This window comes from Nocardioides sp. CPCC 206347 (assembly GCF_048654605.1).
In the GTDB taxonomy this organism is placed as follows: Bacteria; Actinomycetota; Actinomycetes; order Propionibacteriales; family Nocardioidaceae; genus Nocardioides.
On record NZ_JBMCYZ010000004.1, the window covers coordinates 68,286 to 89,161 of the forward strand.

21 protein-coding genes are annotated in these 20,876 nt (G+C 71.9%); 9 read left to right on the forward strand and 12 right to left on the reverse strand.

Annotation, left to right across the window (positions count from 1 at the left end):
• Positions 1–103: 103 nt before the first annotated feature.
• Together ACOACQ_RS14625 and ACOACQ_RS14630 are read right to left on the reverse strand one after the other, a co-directional pair.
• Positions 104–1,246 (reverse strand): DUF2510 domain-containing protein, encoded by a 1,143-nt coding sequence (locus ACOACQ_RS14625; protein WP_420288605.1) that lies wholly within the window; start codon positions 1,244–1,246, stop codon positions 104–106.
• Positions 1,247–1,278: 32 nt separating this feature from the next.
• A complete protein-coding gene (locus ACOACQ_RS14630) occupies positions 1,279–2,784 on the reverse strand; it encodes a DUF7059 domain-containing protein (RefSeq protein WP_420288606.1) in 1,506 nt (501 codons plus the stop codon).
• A gap of 130 nt (positions 2,785–2,914) precedes the next feature.
• On the opposite strand from ACOACQ_RS14630, the gene ACOACQ_RS14635 reads away from it, so the two are divergent.
• Positions 2,915–3,604 carry a CatB-related O-acetyltransferase gene (locus ACOACQ_RS14635; protein WP_420288607.1) on the forward strand — a complete coding sequence of 230 codons (690 nt, stop codon included), beginning with the start codon at positions 2,915–2,917 and terminating at the stop codon, positions 3,602–3,604.
• A 73-nt stretch (positions 3,605–3,677) separates the two neighbouring features.
• Here the strand turns inward: ACOACQ_RS14635 and ACOACQ_RS14640 are convergent, their stop codons facing one another.
• Both ACOACQ_RS14640 and ACOACQ_RS14645 read right to left on the reverse strand, forming a co-directional pair.
• Entirely contained in the window at positions 3,678–6,032 is a 2,355-nt protein-coding gene (locus ACOACQ_RS14640; protein WP_378606623.1) for a sodium-translocating pyrophosphatase, read from the reverse strand.
• A gap of 216 nt (positions 6,033–6,248) precedes the next feature.
• Positions 6,249–6,581, reverse strand: coding sequence for an STAS domain-containing protein (locus ACOACQ_RS14645; protein ID WP_056715253.1), 333 nt, complete (start codon positions 6,579–6,581; stop codon positions 6,249–6,251).
• Between the two features lie 137 nt (positions 6,582–6,718).
• On the opposite strand from ACOACQ_RS14645, the gene ACOACQ_RS14650 reads away from it, so the two are divergent.
• Together ACOACQ_RS14650 and ACOACQ_RS14655 are read left to right on the forward strand one after the other, a co-directional pair.
• Positions 6,719–9,091: a DEAD/DEAH box helicase gene (locus ACOACQ_RS14650; RefSeq protein WP_420281373.1), complete on the forward strand. Its 2,373-nt coding sequence runs from the start codon at positions 6,719–6,721 to the stop codon at positions 9,089–9,091.
• Positions 9,092–9,101: 10 nt separating this feature from the next.
• Positions 9,102–9,431 (forward strand): hypothetical protein, encoded by a 330-nt coding sequence (locus tag ACOACQ_RS14655; RefSeq protein WP_420288608.1) that lies wholly within the window; start codon positions 9,102–9,104, stop codon positions 9,429–9,431.
• 12 nt (positions 9,432–9,443) lie between these two features.
• On the opposite strand, the gene ACOACQ_RS14660 is transcribed toward ACOACQ_RS14655, so the two are convergent.
• From ACOACQ_RS14660 to ssd, 7 genes are all read right to left on the reverse strand, one after another.
• Entirely contained in the window at positions 9,444–9,809 is a 366-nt protein-coding gene (locus ACOACQ_RS14660) for an Rv3654c family TadE-like protein (protein WP_420288609.1), read from the reverse strand.
• Complete coding sequence (locus tag ACOACQ_RS14665) at positions 9,806–10,186, reverse strand: TadE family type IV pilus minor pilin (RefSeq protein ID WP_378606613.1); 381 nt, start codon at positions 10,184–10,186, stop codon at positions 9,806–9,808. The genes ACOACQ_RS14660 and ACOACQ_RS14665 overlap by 4 nt, the downstream gene beginning before the upstream one ends.
• The gene (locus tag ACOACQ_RS14670) at positions 10,183–10,353 is read right to left on the reverse strand and encodes a DUF4244 domain-containing protein (RefSeq protein WP_378606610.1); all 171 of its coding nucleotides are present in this window, start codon (positions 10,351–10,353) and stop codon (positions 10,183–10,185) included. Before ACOACQ_RS14670 ends, ACOACQ_RS14665 begins: the two co-directional genes overlap by 4 nt.
• A 160-nt stretch (positions 10,354–10,513) precedes the next feature.
• Complete coding sequence (locus ACOACQ_RS14675) at positions 10,514–11,146, reverse strand: type II secretion system F family protein (protein ID WP_378606607.1); 633 nt, start codon at positions 11,144–11,146, stop codon at positions 10,514–10,516.
• A gap of 101 nt (positions 11,147–11,247) precedes the next feature.
• On the reverse strand, positions 11,248–12,030 hold the full coding sequence (locus ACOACQ_RS14680; protein ID WP_420288610.1) for a type II secretion system F family protein: 783 nt from the start codon (positions 12,028–12,030) through the stop codon (positions 11,248–11,250).
• Entirely contained in the window at positions 12,027–13,199 is a 1,173-nt protein-coding gene (locus ACOACQ_RS14685; RefSeq protein WP_420288611.1) for a TadA family conjugal transfer-associated ATPase, read from the reverse strand. Before ACOACQ_RS14685 ends, ACOACQ_RS14680 begins: the two co-directional genes overlap by 4 nt.
• Complete coding sequence (ssd, locus tag ACOACQ_RS14690; RefSeq protein WP_420288612.1) at positions 13,196–14,305, reverse strand: septum site-determining protein Ssd; 1,110 nt, start codon at positions 14,303–14,305, stop codon at positions 13,196–13,198. The genes ACOACQ_RS14685 and ssd overlap by 4 nt, the downstream gene beginning before the upstream one ends.
• 130 nt (positions 14,306–14,435) lie before the next feature.
• On the opposite strand from ssd, the gene ACOACQ_RS14695 reads away from it, so the two are divergent.
• Entirely contained in the window at positions 14,436–15,245 is an 810-nt protein-coding gene (locus ACOACQ_RS14695) for an HAD family hydrolase (RefSeq protein ID WP_378606592.1), read from the forward strand.
• Positions 15,246–15,595: 350 nt separating this feature from the next.
• On the opposite strand, the gene ACOACQ_RS14700 is transcribed toward ACOACQ_RS14695, so the two are convergent.
• Positions 15,596–16,324: an oxidoreductase gene (locus ACOACQ_RS14700; protein ID WP_420288613.1), complete on the reverse strand. Its 729-nt coding sequence runs from the start codon at positions 16,322–16,324 to the stop codon at positions 15,596–15,598.
• 118 nt (positions 16,325–16,442) lie between these two features.
• On the opposite strand from ACOACQ_RS14700, the gene ACOACQ_RS14705 reads away from it, so the two are divergent.
• The 5 genes from ACOACQ_RS14705 to ACOACQ_RS14725 all read left to right on the forward strand — a co-directional run bounded on the left by ACOACQ_RS14705 (position 16,443) and on the right by ACOACQ_RS14725 (position 20,876).
• A complete protein-coding gene (locus tag ACOACQ_RS14705) occupies positions 16,443–17,342 on the forward strand; it encodes a class I SAM-dependent methyltransferase (RefSeq protein ID WP_378606586.1) in 900 nt (299 codons plus the stop codon).
• A gap of 13 nt (positions 17,343–17,355) precedes the next feature.
• Complete coding sequence (locus ACOACQ_RS14710) at positions 17,356–18,534, forward strand: hypothetical protein (protein WP_420288614.1); 1,179 nt, start codon at positions 17,356–17,358, stop codon at positions 18,532–18,534.
• A gap of 85 nt (positions 18,535–18,619) precedes the next feature.
• On the forward strand, positions 18,620–19,750 hold the full coding sequence (locus ACOACQ_RS14715) for a sensor histidine kinase (protein WP_378606580.1): 1,131 nt from the start codon (positions 18,620–18,622) through the stop codon (positions 19,748–19,750).
• A complete protein-coding gene (locus ACOACQ_RS14720) occupies positions 19,747–20,475 on the forward strand; it encodes a LytR/AlgR family response regulator transcription factor (protein WP_420288615.1) in 729 nt (242 codons plus the stop codon). The genes ACOACQ_RS14715 and ACOACQ_RS14720 overlap by 4 nt, the downstream gene beginning before the upstream one ends.
• A 2-nt stretch (positions 20,476–20,477) precedes the next feature.
• A complete protein-coding gene (locus ACOACQ_RS14725; protein ID WP_420288616.1) occupies positions 20,478–20,876 on the forward strand; it encodes a hypothetical protein in 399 nt (132 codons plus the stop codon).

The window sequence follows — 20,876 nt, forward strand, 5'->3', positions numbered from 1 at the left end:
AACCTTCTCTACTGCTTCGGTTGCCACTGGAGGGGCGAACTCGTCACCCGTGATGGGCTCTACGGCCGATCACGGTAGCGGGTCGTGTCCAGTGAGGGGCGCCTCAGTCGGCCTTGATGCTCTTCGCGACCCGTTCGGCCTGGGCGATCTTCGCGGTGTCGCCGATGGGCGCGACCCCGATGAAGACGCCGTACGAGTCGGCGTCGCCGGTGTCGAGGACGATCACCGTGGTGACGTCACCTTCGACCGTGACCTCGCTGTCCTTGACCCGGATCTCCGAGGTGATCGAGTAGCCCGACATGCCGTCGAGGGTGACCGCTTCGCGCTTCTGGTCCTTGCGGCTGTCGAACCCCTTGTAGACCAGGTCGTTCATGGTCAGGCACTGCATGATGATCTCGGCGGCCTGGTCGGTGCTGGTGAAGCCGTTGGCCTTCGAGAGCCCGCCGACGGCGTACTCCGTCACCCAGTTGTCGGTGACGTTGGCGTACTGGACGATGATGCCGTCCGCGAACGGCAAGGCGTCCGAGAACCTGATGTCGACGGTGAAGCCGCCCAGCCGCGGGATCGTGAGACCGCCACCGGTGAGTGCCGGCGGGTTCTTGCCCGGATCCGTCGCGGGCTTGGGCGTGCCGCCGGTGCACTGGATTCCGGTCGGCGCGATGGTGCTGCTCGAGCTGGCGTCGGTGGAGGACTCGGTCGGGTCACTCCCGTCAGTCGGGTCGCTCGACTCCGTCGCGTCCGAGGACTCGCTTCGGGTCGGGTCGTTGGCCGACTTGTCGCCGTCGTCGTCCCCGGTGAGGGCGCGGACGCCGAAGAACCCGCCGACGCCGAGCAGGACGAGGGTGAGGACGGCGGCGATGACGATGCCGATCGTCTTGCCGCTACCGCCGCCGGAGCTGCCGGAGGGGGTGGGGCTCCACTGCTGCTGGGGGTAGCCACCGGGGCCGGGGCCACCGGGGCCGCCGGAGAACCCGCCCGCGCCGTAGCCGGGGGTCGGCTGGGGTTGCTGCGGCTGGGGTACGGCGCCGTACCCGCCCTGGTTCGGTTGCTGCGGCTGCTGCGGCGGGAACTGCGTGGGCGCCGCTGCCGGCGGAGTGGGCTGCTGGGGCTGCTGAGGGGGCTGCGGCGTGGGCTGGGCCGCGGCCGGCGGGTGGCTCGTGGTCATCTGGCTCCACGACTGACCGTCCCAGTAGCGGTAGGTGTCGGGCGCGCCAGCGGGGTCGGGGTACCAGCCTGCGTTCGTCACGGGGTCAAGTGTGCATCACGAGCGGGACGGGTTCAGCCAGCAGCGGGGTCGGCGGGCGTGAGGAAGCCCTCGGCCACCAGCTCGGCCAGTTCCGGGAGGTAGACCTCCTGCAGGCTGGCGGCATCGCGCTCGAGCAGCTGGCCTACGGCGTCGACGAGCGGCCCGACCGCCAGGTCCCCGTCGCAGGCACCGGCGACCGCGGCCACCACGGTGTCGACCTGACGGGCCCGACGGAAGCCGCGCTGCTGGCGCAGCACGATGGTCGAGGGGTCCTCGACGCCCACCGGGCCGCTCGTCTCCTGGAGCACGTCCTCGCGCAGCACGAGGTGGGTGTCCGGACCGACGGACTGGGCGGCCAGGGCGGAGTCGGCCCAGTCGGCGATCGCGGGCGCGATGGGCTGCTCGACGTCGTACGGCCACTCGAGGAGGTCACGCACGAGGGCACCCGGGGTGACGTCGGCACGGCGGCGCAGGTTGATCCAGCCGAAGCCGATCCCGCCGACGCCCTGCTGCTCCAGCCACGAGAGCCAGGTGTCGTAGCGCTCGGCGTACGCCGCCGGGTCGCCGCCGGTCGAGGGGTGGTGGCCGGCGTCCTTCAGCCACAGCTCGACGTACGACGACGGGTCGAGCACCTCGCGCTGGACGACCAGGGCGTCGCACTCCTCGGTGAGCCAGGTGCCGAGGCGCTCGTCCCACGGGCGGTCGGTCTCGATCACCCAGTTCGCGAGGACCTGGCACCAGCCACCGTCGTTGAGGTGGTCGGGCGCGCGACGGACGATGTGCTCGACGACCTGGTCACCGGGCAGGCCGGAGTCGCGGTAGACGAGCCGCTCGCCGCTGGCGGGCGAGATGACGAACGGCGGGTTGGTGGCGATCAGGTCGAACCGCTCACCGGCGACCGGGGCGAAGAAGGAGCCGTCGCGGACCTCGACGATGTCGTCGACGTCGTTGAGCGCCGCGTTGAACCGGGCGATGGCGAGCGCGCGCTGGTTGACGTCGGTGGCGACGACCCGGTCGCTGTGCGTGGCGAGGTGCAGCGCCTGCACGCCACAACCGGTGCCGAGGTCGAGCGAGCTGCCGACATCGTGCCGGACGGTGAGCTGGGCCAGGCTGGACGAGGCGGGACTGATGCCGAGCACGTAGTCGCCGGTGACGGAGGTCGCGATGCCGTTCAGGCCGGGGGTCAGGTCGCTCACGACCCACAGGTCGCCCTGTTCGGAGCCGTAGGGCCGGACGTCGAGCCGCGCCGCGACCTCGCCGACGCTCTGGGCCAGGACACCCGCGTTGACCAGCCGGTCGACCAGCCCGGGCAGGGCCCGCTCGGCGCCCGAGGTGGGGACGACGGCCTGGAGCAGGAAGAGCCGGATCAGCGTGGCGAGCGGCTCGTCGTTCGTCGTACGACGAAGGCCGGGTGTCGTCTCGTTGCGGGACAACGCCTGGTGGGCCTCCGCCCCGAGCAGCTCGCTGATGGCGTCATAGGTGAAGTCGGCAGCGAGCAGGGCTTCACGGAGCGGGGCGGCGAGGGCGACGGGCAGCACGGCCCCAACGTTAGGGCGTCCCCCGGCAACGCACCCACCTGCTCGGTTCCCGACGACTGACACGCAGGCAGCACCGACCGATCTCCCTGTCAGGCTGCGGTCGACCGAGCGGACTGCTAGCGTCCGCGCCATGGGGCTCGGGACGACATCGACCAACCCCTCGGGCGCCTCTGCTCCCGTGGTGGAACGAACTGCCCAGCAGCTGCTGAGGGCGGTCCGCCGACGGGCACTGCGCCGCGTCGACAACATGCGGCACCGCGTCGCCTTCTACCGCGACGACGTCCTCGTCGCGCCCGGGTCCTACATCGCGCCCGGCGTCGTGATCGGACGAGGGACGAGGATCAACGAGTCCTCCTACCTCGAGCCCTGCACGATCGGGTGCTACTGCGCGATCGCCGGTCGCCTCGTCGTGCGCAGCGCCAACCACCACATGCAGTTCCTCAACATCGAGGAGGACCTGCAGCGCCGCACGATGGGCGCCGCATCCGTCCTCGGACCGCGGGAACCCGTGACGATCGGCAACGCGGTGTGGATCGGCGACTCCGTCGTCATCACTCCGGGCGTGACGATCGGCGACGGCGCCGTGATCGGCGCGGGAAGCGTGGTCACCCGCGACGTTCCCGCCTATGCCGTCGCAGCGGGCAACCCGGCACGCTTCATCCGGTGGCGGTACCCCGAGCCGGTCATCGAGGTCCTCACGGGCTTCGAGTGGTGGCGGTGGGACGACGACCGGTTCCGGCGCAACCGCGACCTCTTCGAGCTCGACCTGACGACGGTCGACCCGGACGTCCTGGCGAAGCGGCTCGACGAAGCGACGTAGGCCCGGGTCGTCGTACCAAAAAGCAACCACCCCGGCACCGTGACTGGTCACGACACCGGGGTGGCTGGTGGGTTCAGACGGACTCGACCGCGGCCGGTGCTTCCTCACCGATCGTCGAGACCCGCTGCTTGGAGACATAGACGGCGGCGAAGATGCCCGACGCGGCGGCCGCCGCGATGAGGATCCGGACCACGTCGTTCTCACTGTTGCCGTAGGACAGGCTGATGATCGCGCCGACGATGAGCAGCGACACGAGGTTCATCACCTTGAGCAGCGGGTTGATCGACGGGCCGGCCGTGTCCTTGAACGGGTCACCGACGGTGTCACCGATGATCGTCGCCTCGTGGGCCGGCGATCCCTTGCCACCGTGGTTGCCGTCCTCGACCAGCTTCTTCGCGTTGTCCCACGCACCGCCCGAGTTGGCGAGGAAGACCGCCATCAGGGTGCCGGTCGCGATGGCACCGACCAGGAAGCCCGCGAGCGGTCCGACGCCGAGGCCGAAGCCGACCGCGACCGGAGCCAGGATCGCGAGGATGCCGGGGGTGGCCAGCTCGCGCAGCGAGTCGCGGGTCACGATGTCGACGACCTTGCCGTACTCCGGCCGGGCCGTCCCCTCCATGATCCCGGGGATGTCGCGGAACTGGCGGCGTACCTCCATCACGACGGCGCCGGCCGCGCGGCCGACCGCGTTGATGGCCAGGCCCGAGAAGAGGAACACGACCGCAGCACCGAGCAGGGTGCCGACGATGAGCTTGGCGTCGAACACCAGGAAGCTCTGGGCAACCGCGTCCGCAGTGCCGTCCTCGACGCCCGTGGCCTCGGCCAGGGAGTCGAAGGCCGACTGGACGTACGACGCGAACAGGGCGCTCGCGGCGAGAACGGCGGTCGCGATCGCGATGCCCTTGGTGATCGCCTTGGTCGTGTTGCCCACGGCGTCCAGTTCGGTGAGGATCTTCGCGCCGTCCTCGCTGACGTCGCCCGACATCTCGGCGATGCCCTGGGCGTTGTCGGAGACCGGGCCGAAGGTGTCCATCGCGACGATGACGCCGACCGTGGTGAGCAGACCGCAACCAGCCAGGGCCACCGCGAACAGCGCGAGGACTCCCGAACCACCGGCGAGCAGTGCGGCGCCGAACACGGCAGAACCGATCACGATCGCGGTGTAGACGGCGGACTCAAAGCCGACCGACAGGCCGGAGAGGATCACGGTGGCCGCGCCGGTGAGCGAGGTCTTGCCGACGTCCTTGACCGGGCGGTGCTCGGTGCCGGTGAAGTAGCCGGTCAGGGCGAGGATCGCAGCGGCGAGGACGACACCGATGGCCACGGCGCCCGCCGCGAACACCTGCGGGCTGACATCGGGCAGGTCGCCCGCGCTGAGCGCGCCGAGACCCGCGCTGCTGCCGTTGAGCTCGCTCCACTTGCTCGGCAGGTAGACGAACGCAGCGACCGCGCTGGCCACGGCGCCGACGGCGGCGGAGAGGTAGAACGCCCGGTTGATCGTCTTCAGGCCGCTCTCGCCGGCGCGGGGCCGGGTGAGGTAGACGCCCACTATCGCGGACAGTGCGCCGATGGCGGGCACGATCAGCGGGAACACGAGGCCCTTGTCGCCGAAGGCCTGCGAACCGAGGATCAGCGCGGCGACCAGCGTGACGGCGTACGACTCGAAGAGGTCGGCGGCCATGCCAGCGCAGTCGCCGACGTTGTCACCCACGTTGTCCGCGATGGTGGCGGCGTTGCGCGGGTCGTCCTCGGGGATGTTCTTCTCGACCTTGCCGACGAGGTCGGCGCCGACGTCAGCGGCCTTGGTGAAGATGCCACCGCCGACACGCATGAACATCGCGAGCAGCGCGGCACCGAAGCCGAAGCCCTCCAGCACGTTGGGTGCGGTGGACTTGAAGACGAGAACCACGACGCTGGCACCGAGCAGTCCCAGGCCGACGGTGAGCATGCCGACGAAGGCACCCGTGCGGAAGCCGATGTTCATCGCGACGTCCCGGCCCTGCTCGTTGGCCGCCGCCGCCACGCGCAGGTTCGCACGCACGGCGAGCGACATGCCGAGGTAGCCGACCGCTCCGGAGAACCCGGCACCGACGAGGAAGAAGACCGAGCGGAAGATCCGCACCGTCCACTCCGACTGCAGTCCGGTCGCACCGTCGGCCGTGTGGGCCGGCAGGGCGAGGAGCACGAAGAAGGCGATGGCCGCGAAAACCGCGAGGGTGCGGAACTGGCGGGTCAGGTAGGCGTTCGCGCCCTCCTGCACGGCCTGGGCGATCCGCTGCATGTTCGGAGTGCCCTCACCTGCCTTGAGCACTTCGGATCTGAAGAGGACGGCCATGGCCAGGGAGCCGAGGGAGATCACGGCGACGCCGATCACCAGGGCGAGATCGCCTCCGGTCACATCGACATCTACGACGAACGGACGGGGCATTCGAGTGCCTCCTGGTGAAGTTCAGGTACGGGTCGTGTGACCCAGGTCATAGAACGTGCCGGAGTCTACGCAGACTCCGGCAGGGAAAAGGGGAGGGGTGTGACCCGTGTCACAAAGGTTTCGCCAAAACAGGTGATCCGCCGCCGGGACGGGATCGTCGCGGAGTCGTCGCGCGTAGTCCAGCGCGGGGGCAGCGCGGCGTCAGGCCGCGCGGCGTCAGGCCAGCGCGGCGTCGGCGGAGCTGTGGATGACGAAGACCTTCGCCAGTCCGGTGATCTTGAAGATCTTGAGGAGACGATCTGCGTTGCAGACGAGCTCGAGCGAGCCGTCGTGTGCACGCACCTTCTTCAACCCGCCGACGAGCACGCCGAGACCGGTGGAGTCGAGGAACTCGACGGCCTCCATGTCGACGACCAGGTGGTAGGTACCACCCGCCACGAGCTCGGTGATCGTGTCGCGGAGCTTGGGCGCGGTGTAGACGTCGATCTCGCCACCCACGGCAATGACGGTGCGCGCACCGACCTCGCGCGTCGACAGTGTCAGATTCACGACCCTCACCCCGGGATATTTCCTACGTCTGGCAGTTGCGCCCAATCAAACCATGCCTGCCATGACCGCGCACGAAGTCCACAGAACCTCCGGCAGGCGAGGGCGACGATGTCGGCCCCGCTTGCGACACTGGTCAGATGACCGCGCAGCCCGACACCCCGATCCGCTCCGGGTCGGCGCGACGCGATCCCGTGGCCCTGATGGACAGCCTGACCGCCGGTCCCGGGCGCGCCGAGCGGCTGACACATCTCGAGCAGGTCCCGGCCCGCCCGGCCATCTGCGGCGACTGGCCGACCTGGGCGGACCCGACCGTCGTGGCGTCGTACACGGCGAAGGGGGTGGCGCGACCCTGGGCGCACCAGGTGGCGGTCGCCGAGGCGGCGCACCGGGGCGAGCACGTCGTGGTGGCGACCGGTACGGCGTCCGGGAAGTCGCTGGCGTACCTCCTTCCGGCGCTCTCCCGGATCCGCGCAGCCCGGGGCCCGCGCGGGCAGCGCGGCGCATCGGTGCTCTACCTCGCGCCCACCAAGGCACTGGCCCACGACCAGTGGTCCGCGATCCGCGGGCTCGGGCTCGACGTCCGCGTGGCGACGCACGACGGCGACAGCACCACCGAGGAGCGCGAGTGGACGCGCGACCACGCCGAGTACGTCCTGACCAACCCCGACATGCTGCATCGCTCGCTGCTGCCCGGGCATGCGCGATGGGCGCCGTTCTTCCGGTCGCTGGAGTACGTCGTCATCGACGAGTGCCATCACTACCGCGGCGTGTTCGGGGCGCACGTCGCGCAGATCGTCCGGCGCCTGCGGCGGATCTGTGCGTCGTACGGCGCCTCGCCGGTCTTCATCCTGGCCTCGGCCACGGTCGCCGACCCCGAGGTCACCGCGCGCCGGATGCTCGGCCTCGACGTCACGGCGGTGACCGATGACGGATCACCCCGCGGCGAGCTGGCCGTGGGCCTGTGGGAACCGCCGCTGACGTCGTACACGGGTGAACACGGCGCGCCGGTGCGCCGCCCGGCCACTGCCGAGACGGCCGACCTGCTGGCGGACCTGGTCGTCCAGGACGTGCGGACGTTGGCGTTCGTGCGATCCCGGCGCGGGGTGGAGACGGTTGCCCGGCGCGCCGGCGAGCTCGTGGCCGAGGTCGACCCGTCCCTCGTCGGTCGCATCGACTCGTACCGCGGCGGCTATCTCCCCGAGGAACGGCGTGCCCTCGAGGAAGCGCTGCGCAGCGGGCGGCTGCTCGGCATGGCCGCGACGAATGCCCTCGAGCTCGGCATCGACGTGAGCGGTCTGGATGCCGTCCTGATCACCGGCTATCCGGGCACGCGGGCCGCCTTCTGGCAACAGGTGGGTCGCGCGGGCCGTGATGGCGGCGGCGCCCTGGGGATGCTGATCGCGCGCGACGACCCGCTGGACACCTACCTCGTCCACCACCCGGAGGCCTTGCTCGGGCGTCCGGTCGAGGGCACGGTCTTCGACACCGACAACCCGTACGTCCTGGGGCCGCACCTGTGCGCGGCGGCGCAGGAGCTGCCGGTGACCATCGAGGACTTCGACCTGTTCGGGCCGCGGACGCGGGAGGTGCTGGGGTCGCTGGTCGCGGAGGGGCTGTTGCGGCGCCGCGCGCCCGGCTGGTTCTGGACCGACAGCTCGCGCGCCGCGGACCTCGCCGACATCCGCTCCACCGGCGGACAGCAGGTGCAGCTGATGGAGGCCGGGACCGGGCGGGTCGTCGGCACCGTCGACGGCGGACGCGCCCACGGCACCGCCCACACCGGCGCGATCTACCTGCACCGCGGCGAGACCTGGCTGGTCGAGGAGCTCGACCTCGAGGACCACGTCGCCACGATGCGGCGGGTCGAGGTCGACCACACGACGTCGGCCCGGGACATCACCGACATCACGATCGCGGCCGAGCACGAGCACACCGACTGGGGGCCGTGCCGGATCTCGCTCGGCACCGTCGAGGTGACCAACCAGGTGACGTCGTACCTCCGCCGGCGGGCGCGCACCGGCGAGGTCATCGATGAGACCCTGCTGGACCTGCCGGCCCGGACGCTCTCGACCACGGCCGTGTGGTGGACGGTTCCGGACGCCGTGCTGGCGGAGATGGCGGCAGCGACCGGCGTGGCGGCGGCGGACCTGCCGGGCGCCGCGCACGCCGCCGAGCACTGCTCCATCGGACTGCTCCCCCTGTTCGCGACCTGCGACCGGTGGGACATCGGTGGCGTGTCGACCGCACGGCACCCCGACACCGGTGTGCTGACGGTGTTCGTGCACGACGGACACCCCGGCGGCGCGGGCTTCGCCGAGCGCGGCTACCGCACCGCTGCTGCCTGGCTGCGGGCGACCCGGGCCACCATCGCTGCGTGTGAATGCGCATCCGGCTGCCCCTCCTGCGTGCAGTCACCGAAGTGCGGCAACGGCAACGACCCGCTCGACAAGGCGGGCGCGGTCGCGCTGCTGGACGCGTTGCTCCGGCACGCCCCGGCATCCTCGGAGTAGCGTGCCGCTCATGGTGATCTTCGGTCTGCTCCTGCTCCTGCTCGGTGTGGCAGCGGTGCTCTCTGGTCTTTTCGGCATCGGCTACGACCGGGACGAGAAGAACCCCGCCCGCGACACGACCGAGATCCTCGGCATCAACGTCCAGCCCGAGGCGATCTTCTTCATCGGCCTCATCGCCGGCCTGCTGATCCTCGGCGGGCTGTGGTTCATGAAGACCGGCACCAAGCAGGGCTGGAAGCGCCGCAAGGAGCAGAAGCGACTCTCCGAGCTGTCCTCGAAGCTCGATGAGGTCGAGCTGGAGCGGCGCAAGGACGACCTGTCGGGCCGCGAAGACAAGTAGGTCCTCCTCTCCCTAGACGCCCCCTGGGCCGGCGCGGGCCGTACCGACCAGGTCGCGGTCCTGCCCCAGCCAGCGCGGGCCGGCGACGGTGACCTCGACGAGGACGTCCTGTCCCTCGACCACACAGGACTGCAGGGTGGCGTCGTTCGCCTCCGCCACCTCACCTGCTGCTCCGCACGGGTCGCGGGCGCGGACCGGATCGGCCAGGGCGGTCGCACCGGCCAGTACGGCGAGGTCGGCCGCTGCCTGCGCCTTCCGGTGAGCCACCACGAGGGCGGCGACCACACCGGTCGCGGCTCCGACCAGCAGGAGGACGCCCGCCATCGCGACGACCAGGACCGTGGCGGCGCCGCGCTGATCCCGGTTCCGCGTCGTCATGGCGCCCCTCCTCCCGACTCCTCGGTGACCGCCACCGCCTCGGCCTCGAGCACCGCGCCCGGCAGCGCCCGGAACAGCCCGCCGGGCCCGTCCACCCGCCCCGACGCTCGTACGACGACCCGGTCGCCCTCGCGCGCCACGGTGATGCGGACACCGGCGGGTGCGATCCGCTCCCCCAGCGCTCGGGCCTCTCCCGGATCGTCACCGCGCGCCAGGGCCCGGGCCGTCTCGCGCGCAGCATCGACGGTGCGGACCTGTCCGACGCCGACCGCCAGCAGCCAGACCAGCCCGGCCGTCACCGCCAGCAACAACGGCAGCCCGACCGCGAGCTCGGCGGTCACCGCGCCCCGCTGGCCGCGGCCGGAACGTCCGGTCACTGCAGACCGAGCAGACCGAGGACATGGTCGAACAAGGTCTTGATCAGCTTGTTCCCGAAGCCGCCGCTGAGCATCTTGTAGAGCAAGCCGGCGAATCCCGCGCCCGCAGCCGTGGCGACGGCGTACTCCGCTGTCGTCACGCCCCGCTCGTCGTGGACCTGCACCATCTCGTCTCCCCTCGTCGCGGCCGCCCGATGCGGCCGGTCGATGCAGGATGCGCGAAGAGGGCGACCTCGTGGCGTGGCCCGGAGCCCGCCTGTGGACAGGGATTCGTCGTCCACAGGACCGCGGGGCTGAACCGTCCCGCGGTGGGGCCGATGGGGCTGGTCAGACGATCACCGACGCCAGTGACACGGCCAGCGGGACGATGCCGAGCAGCAGGAACGACGGCAACAGGCACAACCCCAGCGGCACGGCGGCGCGGACCCCGACAGCCCGTGCACGGTCCTCGACCTCCGCCCGCCCGCGGCGGGCCAGGTCGTCACCCAACCGCTCGACGGCTGCCACCACCGGCGCTCCGGTGCGGTGTGCGCGGGCCATCGTCCGCCCGAGCGCGCCCAGGTCAGGATCGGCGGCCAGGGCTGCCCAGATCGGCACGACGTCGCCACCCAGTTGGAGACGCGTCGACACCGGCACAAGGCGATCGGCAGCGGCACCGGGGAGTGCCCGGGAGACGAGCCCGATCGCGTCGACGGGCGCGAGGCCCGAGCGGAGGGCGGCGGCGAGCAGCGTCACGACATGCGGCAGGTCTCGTCGTACCTCCTCCCGACGGCGACGGACCTCGGCTGGTTCGAGACGCCCGGCCACGACCCAGACACCTGCGGCGACGGCTGTTCCGGCCGGTACCGCCAGCGGACCGCCAAGGACGAGTCCGGCGCCCAGGCCCGCCATCGACGCCCAGGCCCAGCGGCCGCGGCGCAGCAGGCCGTCGCGATCGGGCGCGGGGAGGAACTCCCGCACCTCGGACCCCCATTTCCCACACTTCGCACCCCCAACTGCCGCACTTCGTGGGATCAACAGGGCTGCCGCCAGGGCGGTCGTCGCTGCGATCAGGAGGTACATCAGGCGGCGCGTTCGATGTCGCGGGCGAGGGCATCGATCCAGGCGAGGCCGGCGTAGGCGAGGGCCAGGCCGCCGACCAGGCAGGCGAGGCCGACGGGATGGCCGACCAGGAAGCGCCACGGCGATGCCCCGGCGCCCGAGCCCATGGCGAGGGCCAGCAGCGGGAGCGCGGCGAGGAGGCGTGCCGTCGCCCGGGCCGACGACAGCTCGCCGTCGACGACGCGGCGGGTCTGCTCCGTCGCGCGCAGGTCGTCGGCGACGCGGCCCAGGGTGTCGGCGAGACCGTGGCCGGTGCGGTGGGCGACCTGCCACGCCGCCGCGACCACCCGCAGGGCACCCGCTCCGGGCCGTTCGGCGAGCGAGCGCAGCGCGACGGGTACGTCGCCCCCGGCCGCGGCAGCGCGGGCGACGGGCGCGATCTCCGGCCACTCCTCGGCCGCTCGTTCCAGTGCGAGACCGGCGGTCTGGCCGGCGGCGAGCTCGGCCTGGACGGCGTCGCAGAGCTCGATCACCCGCGACCGGGTGGCCGCGGCGAGGCGTTCGCCGCGGCGGCCGACCACGAGCCGGGCCAGTCCCCCGGTGACCCCGGCCGCCACGGCCGCGATCACCAGCAGGCGTGCCGATCCGGCCAGCAGCGCGACCGCCCCCAGCGCCACAACGCCACCGGCCACCCAGCGCGGTGCACCTCGCGACGCGCCACGCTCGACGGTCGTGGACGGCAGGCCCGCCAGCAGGAGGGCGACCGCGAGCGTCGTACTCACGACGGCGACCAGGGCGCTCATCGCGGGGACCGCCGATCGAGCAGGTCCAGCAGCCGACGTGAGCCCGGACCGGACGTGAGGGTGCCGTCGTCGGCGAAGGTCACGGCGGGCTCCGTCCGGACCCAACCGTCCGGATCCCGCACCAGGACCGCGATCTGGCCCAGTCGGCGCCGGCCACTGGGGCGATCGCGAACCACGTGGAGGACGAGGTCGACGGCCGAGGCGAACTGGCTGTGCGCCGCCGCCCGGCCGAGACCGGCCGTGAGGGCGAGAGCCTCGACGCGCGCCGGCACGTCCGCCGCGGAGTTCGCGTGCAGGGTGCCGCTGCCGCCCTCGTGACCGGTGTTCATCGCAGCCAGCAGGTCGACCACGGCTGCATCGCGCACCTCACCGACCACGAGCCGGTCGGGCCGCATCCGGAGCGCCTGCCGCACCAGGTCCCGGAGTACGACGGCGCCGGCTCCCTCGAGGTTGGCCGGCCGTGCTTCCAGCCCGACGACCTGGGGGTGCGCGGGCCGCAGCTCGGCGGCGTCCTCGACGATGACGATCCGCTCGCCCGGATCGACGGCGCCGAGCAGGGCCGCGAGCAGCGTGGTCTTGCCCGTACCGGTGCCGCCACTGACCAGGAAGGCGAGCCGGGCCGCGATGACCTGGCGAACGAGATCGTGGGCCTCGCCGCTCAGCGCCCCGGCCGCCCGCAGCTCGTCGAGGGTGAAACCGCCGCGGCGCGGGATCCGCAACGAGATCGCGGTGCCGGGTTGGGCAAGCGGCGCGAGCACCGCGTGGCAGCGGGTGCCGTCGGGCAGGCGGACGTCGGCGTACGGCGCGGCGTCATCGATGCGGCGACCGCCGGTCGCCACCAGCCGCTGGGCCAGTCGCCGACACGCCTCCTCGGACGCCAGCACGACCTCGGTCTCCTCGAGCCCGCTGCCACGGTCGATCCGGACGGGACCGGGTCCGTTGACCAGCACGTCGGTCACGCCGGGCAGGCGCAGCAACGGATCCAGCGGACCTGCACCGACGACGTCGCGGCGCAGCACCTCGTAGACGGCGAGCACCGTCGCATCACCGACCGGTCGGCCGGCGGCCCGCAGGGCATCGGCCACGCGGTGCGGCGTGAGGGAGCCCTCCACCGCGGCCAGCCGGCGGCGCACCTCCTCGACGAGCACGGTGACGTCATCGGCGATCACGACGCAGCCGCTTCGGCCGAAGCGACGGGTGCGTCGTCGCCGAGGATCCGCGCCACCGCGCGCGCCAGCGGACCGCGCGCCGACCGCATCGGTCCCAGCCCGAGGTCGACCGCTTCGCCCAGGCCACGCTGGTCCCGCATCTGCGCCACGACCGGCAACCCCACCGCCCGTTGCACGTCGGCGGCCGCGAACCCCTCACCCCGGAGCACGACGCCGGGCGACGCGTGGTCGGAGAAGCGGGCCCGCATCCGGGCAGCCCCCGCCACCCCCACCACGCTGGCGGAGGTCGCGACCAGGAGCTCGTCGCACCGTGACGCGACCTCGTCGATCAGCGGATCGGTCGACCGCGGCAGGTCGACGACGACGATCCGGTGCCCGCGGCGGGCGGCGGACAGCGCCTCCCGCACGGCGAACGCCTGCAGCGTCTGGACCCGCCCGTCGACGTACCAGGACAGGACGCCGAGGTCACCGCGCCGGGGCAGTGCCTCGCGCAGGGCGCGCGCGGACAGGCGCCCCGTGGTCTGGCACAGGGCATCCCACCGGAAGCCGTCCTGTCGCTCGACGCCCAGGATCCGGTCGAGGCCGGGACCCTGGGGGTCGCAGTCGATGACCACCGAGGGGCCGGACCGGGCGGCCCACTGGCCCAGGGCGCAGGCCAGGGTGGTCGCGCCCGCGCCACCACTGCCGCCGATGACGCCGATGACCCGGCCGCGATCGGTGCGGTGCTCGGTGAGGTCGGCCAGCAGCTCCACCAGCCAGCCCGCCGAGCCGTGCACGTCGATGACCTGCTCGGCACCGAGCGTCAGCGCGGTGCGATACAGCTCGTGCGGCGCGTGGCGCAGGGTGACGACGTAGGTGCGAGGTCGCTTCTCGGGGCCGAGCCCGGCGAGGACCTCGGCCAGGTCCGGACCGACGAGGACCACCGGCGCCCTCCCCCAGGTCGTCAGTGCGGCCAGCGGATCGCGCGCGATCGTCGGGGTCACATCGGCCGCGGCGGTGAGCGGCAGGAGCTCGGCGAGCAGGGCTTCATCGGCGGTCACCAGGAGGGGCGGGACGTCCACGGTGGGCGCGGGCGTCGTACGGGAAAGGGGTGGGGTTCGGGACATGCAGAGGTTCTCGCCCCACGCCGACACCGCCACACGACGCCGTCACAGGCCTGTGGACCGGGCTGGTCCGAGGGCGTGTTGTGGAGGGGAAGTGGACATTTCGAACACCCCTGCGACCTACGATGGAGCCATGGCCCTTCCGGGTACGGCGCCCACTGCGGCTTTCTTCGACCTCGACAAGACGATCATCGCCAAGTCGAGCGTGCTGGCCTTCAGCAAGCCCTTCCAGGCCGGCGGCCTCATCTCGCGCCGCGCCGTGCTCCGCTCGGCCTACGCACAGTTCGTCTTCATGATCGGCGGGGCCGACCACGACCAGGTCGAGAAGATGCGCCAGTTCATGTCGCAGCTGACCGCCGGCTGGGACGTCGCCACCGTTCGCGAGATCGTCGCCGACACGCTCCACAACATCGTCGATCCGATCGTGTACGACGAAGCCGTCCGCCTCATCGAGGAGCACCACGCCGCGGGCCGGGACGTCGTCATCGTCTCCACGTCCGGCAGCGAGGTGGTCGAACCGATCGGTGCGCTGCTCCGCGCCGACCGCGTCATCGCCACGCGGCTCAAGGTCGAGGACGGCCGCTACACCGGCGAGATCGACTACTACGCCTACGCCGAGGAGAAGGCGAACGCGATCCGCGAGCTCGCCGCGGAGGTCGGCTACGACCTCGAGAACTCCTGGGGCTACTCCGACTCGATCACCGACGTACCCATGCTCGAGATCGTCGGCCACCCGCATGCGGTGAACCCGGACAAGGAGCTGCGGAAGGTCGCCGCGTCACGCGGCTGGCCGGTGCTGGCGTTCACCCGACCGGTCGCGTTGCAGTCCCGGTTGCACCTACCGCCGCCCAAGCCGACCCTCGCCGCACTCGCTGTCGGTGGGGTGGTCGCGGTCGGTGCCGCGGTGTGGGTGGGCGCGCGTCGACGTGCGCTGAGCGCCTGACCTCGCGCTCACGAGAAACCCGTCCCAACCCCCCAGAGTTGTCTGAGTTGCCCCAAAACACAACCCCTTGAACGTGCCCCCCAAGGGGCGTACAAAGGACATCAACAACTCCAAAGACAACACGTGATCCCGGTACCCACGCGGCGATCTACCCTTCCTAATTGGGCGCTTGCATTCCGGAACACTTCCGGAGCAGCTGAAATGGTGCACGCCTGGTAGCCAATGGACCACGTGTCCGCGGTGACACCCGAGACATTCGTTGACTCGGGTGTCACCTGCATGTTCAGGGGTCTCGAGACGGTCGCTGCGCGACCTCCTCGACCAACGCCGCTTCGCTTCTCGAGACGGTCCTACTCCGCGTCGCGCACCAGTGGGCTCGCCTCGGCCGCCGCGGCATACGCCTCGGTCGCGTAGATCAGCCACGCGTGACGGCCGGCCTGACCACCGCTCGCCCAGCCGCGCAGGTTCGACTCGTACTCCGCGCGCAGCGCCAGGTGCGCGGCCTCAGGCACCATCAACGACTTCTCGTCGACCCCCTTGACCGCGAGCAGGAGCCGTTCGGTCGCCCGCGCGACGATCCCGTTGTGCGACCCGAAGGGCGCCGCGGACACGAGGTACGCGTGCACCACGGCAGCCACGGCCAGCGCGGGTGCCTCGGTGGGCGCGGTGATCAGCTCGGCCACCGCCCGCAGCTTCAACGCCGCCTCGTCGTCGCGCGGACGTCCCAGCATCTCGTCGGGCAGGATGCCGCGCGCCGCGACCGTGTGCATCCGGGCCAGCGCCTGCAGCGGCTGGCGGCGCAGGACCGGCATCAGCGACAGCAGCTCGGTGGCCAGTCGTACGGCGACCGTCGCGATCTCGTCACCGGCGCCGTCGCGCACCTCGGCGAGCGTCGACGTCGACCCCTCGAGCACGGCACTGGCGTGGGCTCCCCGCAGGAGCGACTCGGCCGTCAGCTCGGGGCTGGTGCGGCGCAGGCCACGGTCGCGCAGGACGACGTCGACGCCGTCGCGGGCGGCTGTGAAGCCCGAGGGGACGCCTTCGAGGGAAACCAGCCAGGCGTGGGGATCGGTGGTCACGAGGTGCAGCCTAGGAGGGTGGAGAGGGAGAGGCCGTCGGAGGTGGAAGGTGGATGGGATCCAGGAGCCTGTGCGTGCCTCCGCGACGAGGCGGGCCTGCCGCCGTACCCTCGCCTTGATGGCTACCGACTCCACTCCCCGCACCACGGCCGCACTCTCCTTCGGGAACGTGGTCGAGGCCTACGACCGCGGCCAGCCCGGCTACCCGCGCGAGGCCGTGGCGTGGTTGACCGGTGAGCAGCCGCGATCGATCCTCGAGCTCGGTGCCGGCACGGGCAAGCTGACCGAGCACCTCGTCGCGCTGGGCCACGACGTCCACGCCACCGACCCCGACCCGCGGATGCTGGAGCGCCTGGCCGACCGGATCCCCGAGCTGCGGGTGTCGCAGACCAGCGCCGAGGAGATCCCGGCCGCCGACGCCACCTTCGACCTCGTCATCGCCGGCAACTCCTACGAGTGGTTCGACCATGAGCGGGCGCTGCCGGAGATCGCCCGCGTCCTGCGTCGTGGCGGCTCGCTCGCAGTCGTGCGCAACCTGCGCGACGAGCGGATTCCGTGGGTCAAGCGGCTGGGCAACCTGATCGGCCACCACGTGGCCGGCCTCGGCATCGGCGACGAGCTGGACGGGTCGCCGTACTTCGGCCCGGTCGACGAGAAGTCCTTCAAGCAGTGGCAGGTCATCCAGCGCGCGTCCGTGCAGGACCTGGTCCGCTCGCTCGCCGACGTCGCGCCCCTCGAACGCACCGGCCAGGAGTCGCGGATCCGCGAGGTCCTCGCGTTCTACGACGACTTCGGCCGCGGCATGGACGGCATGCAGCTGCCCTACGTCACCGAGTGCTTCCGCGCCGTGGTCGGCATCCAGCCGAAGACGATCCGTCCCGAGAGCGGTACGACGGACGCCCTGGCCCTGGCCGGCGAGCAGTCCGACGACGAGTCGGTGTCCGTCGGGGCGATGGCCGCCGCGGTCGAGCCGCCGGCCGACGACGACTCCGGAATGCTCCTCATCGACTTCCGCTGAGCCTGGAGCCACCATGCGCGGCCGGTCTGCTCTGGCCACGCTGGCTCTCCTCCTCGCCGCGTGTACGACGTCCGGTGAGCCAACGCCCGAGCCCGCACCCGCGGTCGTGGTGCCGAGCACGGTCCAGGCCGGCGAGGTCTACGGGCGGCTGCTCGATGGTTCGGGGAAGTCGGTGCCGGGTGGCTCGGTCACCCTGACCCAGCCGTTCGACGACAACATCGTGCTGCTCTCGGTCCGGCTGATCTCGCTCGGTGTGTTCTGCCTGATCCCCGACGCGGGCCTCTGCCCGACGTCCCATCGAGCCAACCTCGCGGACAACGGGTTGTGGACCCTGCCGGCGGGCGAGGTCGAGGCCGACAAGGCGTTGACGGTGAGCGGGCAGCGGCCGCAAGGACCGGACGGTGCAGCCCAGGTGGCGGTCTCGGTGCCCAACCGCAAGGACCCCCAACGGGTGCCCGACCTCGTGCTGTGGGAGCCGACGGTGGCCCTGACGCCGGTGGCCGGTGGCACCCGGGTCGCCTGGCCCCGACTGACCGGACCGCAGGGCAAGGCCGTGCGCTACGCCGTCTACGCCACCACCGGGGAGTCGGCGTTCGCGAAGCCCGTCGAAGTGGCGAGCGGCCTTCGTCGTACCAACGCCGTGGTGGCGGGGTGGGTGACCGAGGACCAGCCGATGCGGGTGACGGTGGTCGCGTCGACCAGGCGCGGGCGGGCGGCGTTCGTCTACACGGCGCCCGCGGTCGCCGCCGAGGGCACGGCGGTCCCGGTGTCGCGGGGCCGGCCGTGCACGACAGATCGCGGAGGACGGCAGGTCAGGGGCGAAGGCGTCTGCGGGCTGACCGACGGCGACCTGGACAGCCACGCCCAGGTGCGGTTGTCCGGCGAGTGCGACGTCAGCGACAGCGCCTGCCGACCGCCGTCCCACCGCCGGATCTGCGTCGACCTCGGTCGGGCGCGACCGGTGTCGCGGGTGGTGGTCCGGACTCCCTTCCTGGCGGTGGACCAGGTGGTGGAGCTGTCGCGGGACGGTCGCGCCTTCGTGCGCGCGGGAGCGTTGCGCGACGTCGGCAGCGACGACGGGCGGGTCTTCCCGGTGCCGGTGCGACCGGCCACCACGGCTCGCTTCGCCTGCATCCGCAGCGACGCCTACGGGTACTCCGGCGCGACCACCGCCGAGATCTCGGTGTGGTGACCCGCGGCCACCTGCGACACCTCGCATCCCCAAACCCCACACTTCGTGTCCCCAAACCCCACACTTCGTGCGGCACGATGGGCGGATGCGGAACGCGGGGTGGTGGCGACGGGGCCATCTGGGCAGTGACGCGGACCGCGCGGCGTTCCGGGCGCTGCACCAGGCGTCCCTTGCTGCGCCGCCCCTCCAGGAGGGGTTGACGACGGCGAGCGCCGAACGGGCCGTGAAGCACCTGCGCAACCTGCTCGGCACCCCGGCGATGGCGATCACCGACACCGAGGCGGTGCTGGCCTGGGACGGCGTCGGCAACCACCACCTCGACCAGGCGGCCGTCGTCGGGCTGCTGACGATCGAGCGGGGAAGCACCCGCACCGTCGACCGCGGCCAGCTCGGGTGCACCACCAACGGGTGCCCGGTCCGGTCCGGGGTGGCGAGCCCGCTGATCGTCGAAGGGCGCGTGCTCGGGACGGTCCAGGCGTTCGCTCCGAGCATGACCGCCGGGCTGGTGCGGGCCACCGAGGAGGTCGCGCAGTGGGTGTCGGGGCAGCTCGAGCTCGCCGAGCTCGACGCCCACCGCAACCGGATGATCGAGGCCGAGATCCGCGCCCTGCGCGCCCAGATCAGCCCGCACTTCGTCTACAACTCGCTCAACGCGATCGCCAGCTTCGTCCGCACCGACCCGGACCGGGCGCGCGACCTGCTGGTGGAGTTCGCCGACTTCACCCGGTACTCCTTCCGGCGGCACGGCGAGTTCACGACGCTCGCCGAGGAGCTGCGCTCCATCGAGCGCTACCTCCTGCTCGAACAGGCCCGCTTCGGCGACCGGCTCCAGGTCACGCTCAACGTGGCACCCGAGGTGCTGCCGGTCGTCGTACCGTTCCTCTGCATCCAGCCGCTCGTCGAGAACGCCGTACGCCATGGGCTCGAAGGCGTCGAGCAGGCAGGGCACCTCACCATCAATGCCCACGACCGCGGGCACGAGGCGGTCATCGAGGTCGAGGACAACGGGGTCGGCGAGGACCCGGAGAAGGTACGACGCGCGCTCGCCGGTGACGAGGCGCTCGACTCGGTCGGGCTCGGCAACGTCGACGCACGGCTGCGCGCGACCTTCGGTGACGACTACGGTCTGGTCGTGGAGACCGCACCCGGCGCCGGCACCAAGGTGATCGTGCGCGTCCCGAAGTTCGCACCGGGCGTCACGGTGGATCGGGCATGAGCGGTCTGCGCGTGCTCGTGGTCGACGACGAGCGACCCGCCCTCGACGAGCTCACCTTCCTGCTCGAGGCCGACCCGCGCATCGGCGAGGTGGTCGCGTGCCAGTCCGCCACCGACGGCCTGCGCACGCTGCGCGAGCGGGAGGTCGACTGCGTCTTCCTGGACATCCAGATGCCGGGCCTGACCGGGCTGGAGCTGGCCGAGGTGCTGAGCCGGTTCAAGCAGCCGCCGCCGATCGTGTTCGTGACGGCCCACGAACAGCACGCCGTCGACGCGTTCGACCTGCGTGCGGTCGACTACGTCCTCAAGCCGGTCCGCCCCGAGCGCCTCGCCGAGGCCGTACGACGGGTGCTGGCCGACACGGCGGCCCCGGCTCCCGTCGCCGACACCCAGGTCGCCGTCGAGCGCGGCGGCGTCACGCGCTTCATCGATCGCCGCGACATCACCCACGTCGAGGCACAGGGCGACTACGCGCGACTCCACACCAAGGCCGGCGAGAACTACCTCGTGCGGGTGCCGCTGACGACGCTCGCCGAGGACTGGGCCGAGTCCGGCTTCCACCGGATCCACCGTTCCCTGCTGGTCGCGCTGGCGCACGTGACCGAGGTGCGTTCGGACAGCGGGCGGACGTCGGTGATGGTCGGCGAGATCGAGCTGCCGGTGAGCCGCCGGCACACCCGCGGCCTGCGCGACGTCCTGGTCCGCCGGGCCCGGGCAGGCGGCTGAACATGACCGAGCGGGTGCGGGTCACCGGTCCGCCACGCCACACCGCGGCCAGTCGTACGGCGACCCGGCTCGGTGACGTCACGGAGCAGACCGCACTGGGCGACCTCTACCTGCGCTCGCTCCTCGCCGAGCAGCTGCGGCTCGCGCTGCGGGTGATCGGCCTGCTCGTCCTGACGCTGGGCCTGGTGCCCCTGCTGTTCCACCTGGCGCCGTCGCTCGCCGACCGGCAGCTGCTCGGCATCCCGTTGGCCTGGCTGGCGCTCGGAGTCCTCGTCTACCCGTTCCTGCTGCTGCTCGGCTGGCGCTACGTGCGGCGGGCCGAGCGCAACGAGCGGGTGTTCGCGGACCTGGTCAGTGGCCACGAGGACAGCGCCGAGGACAGAGACGACGAGAGGGCCTGA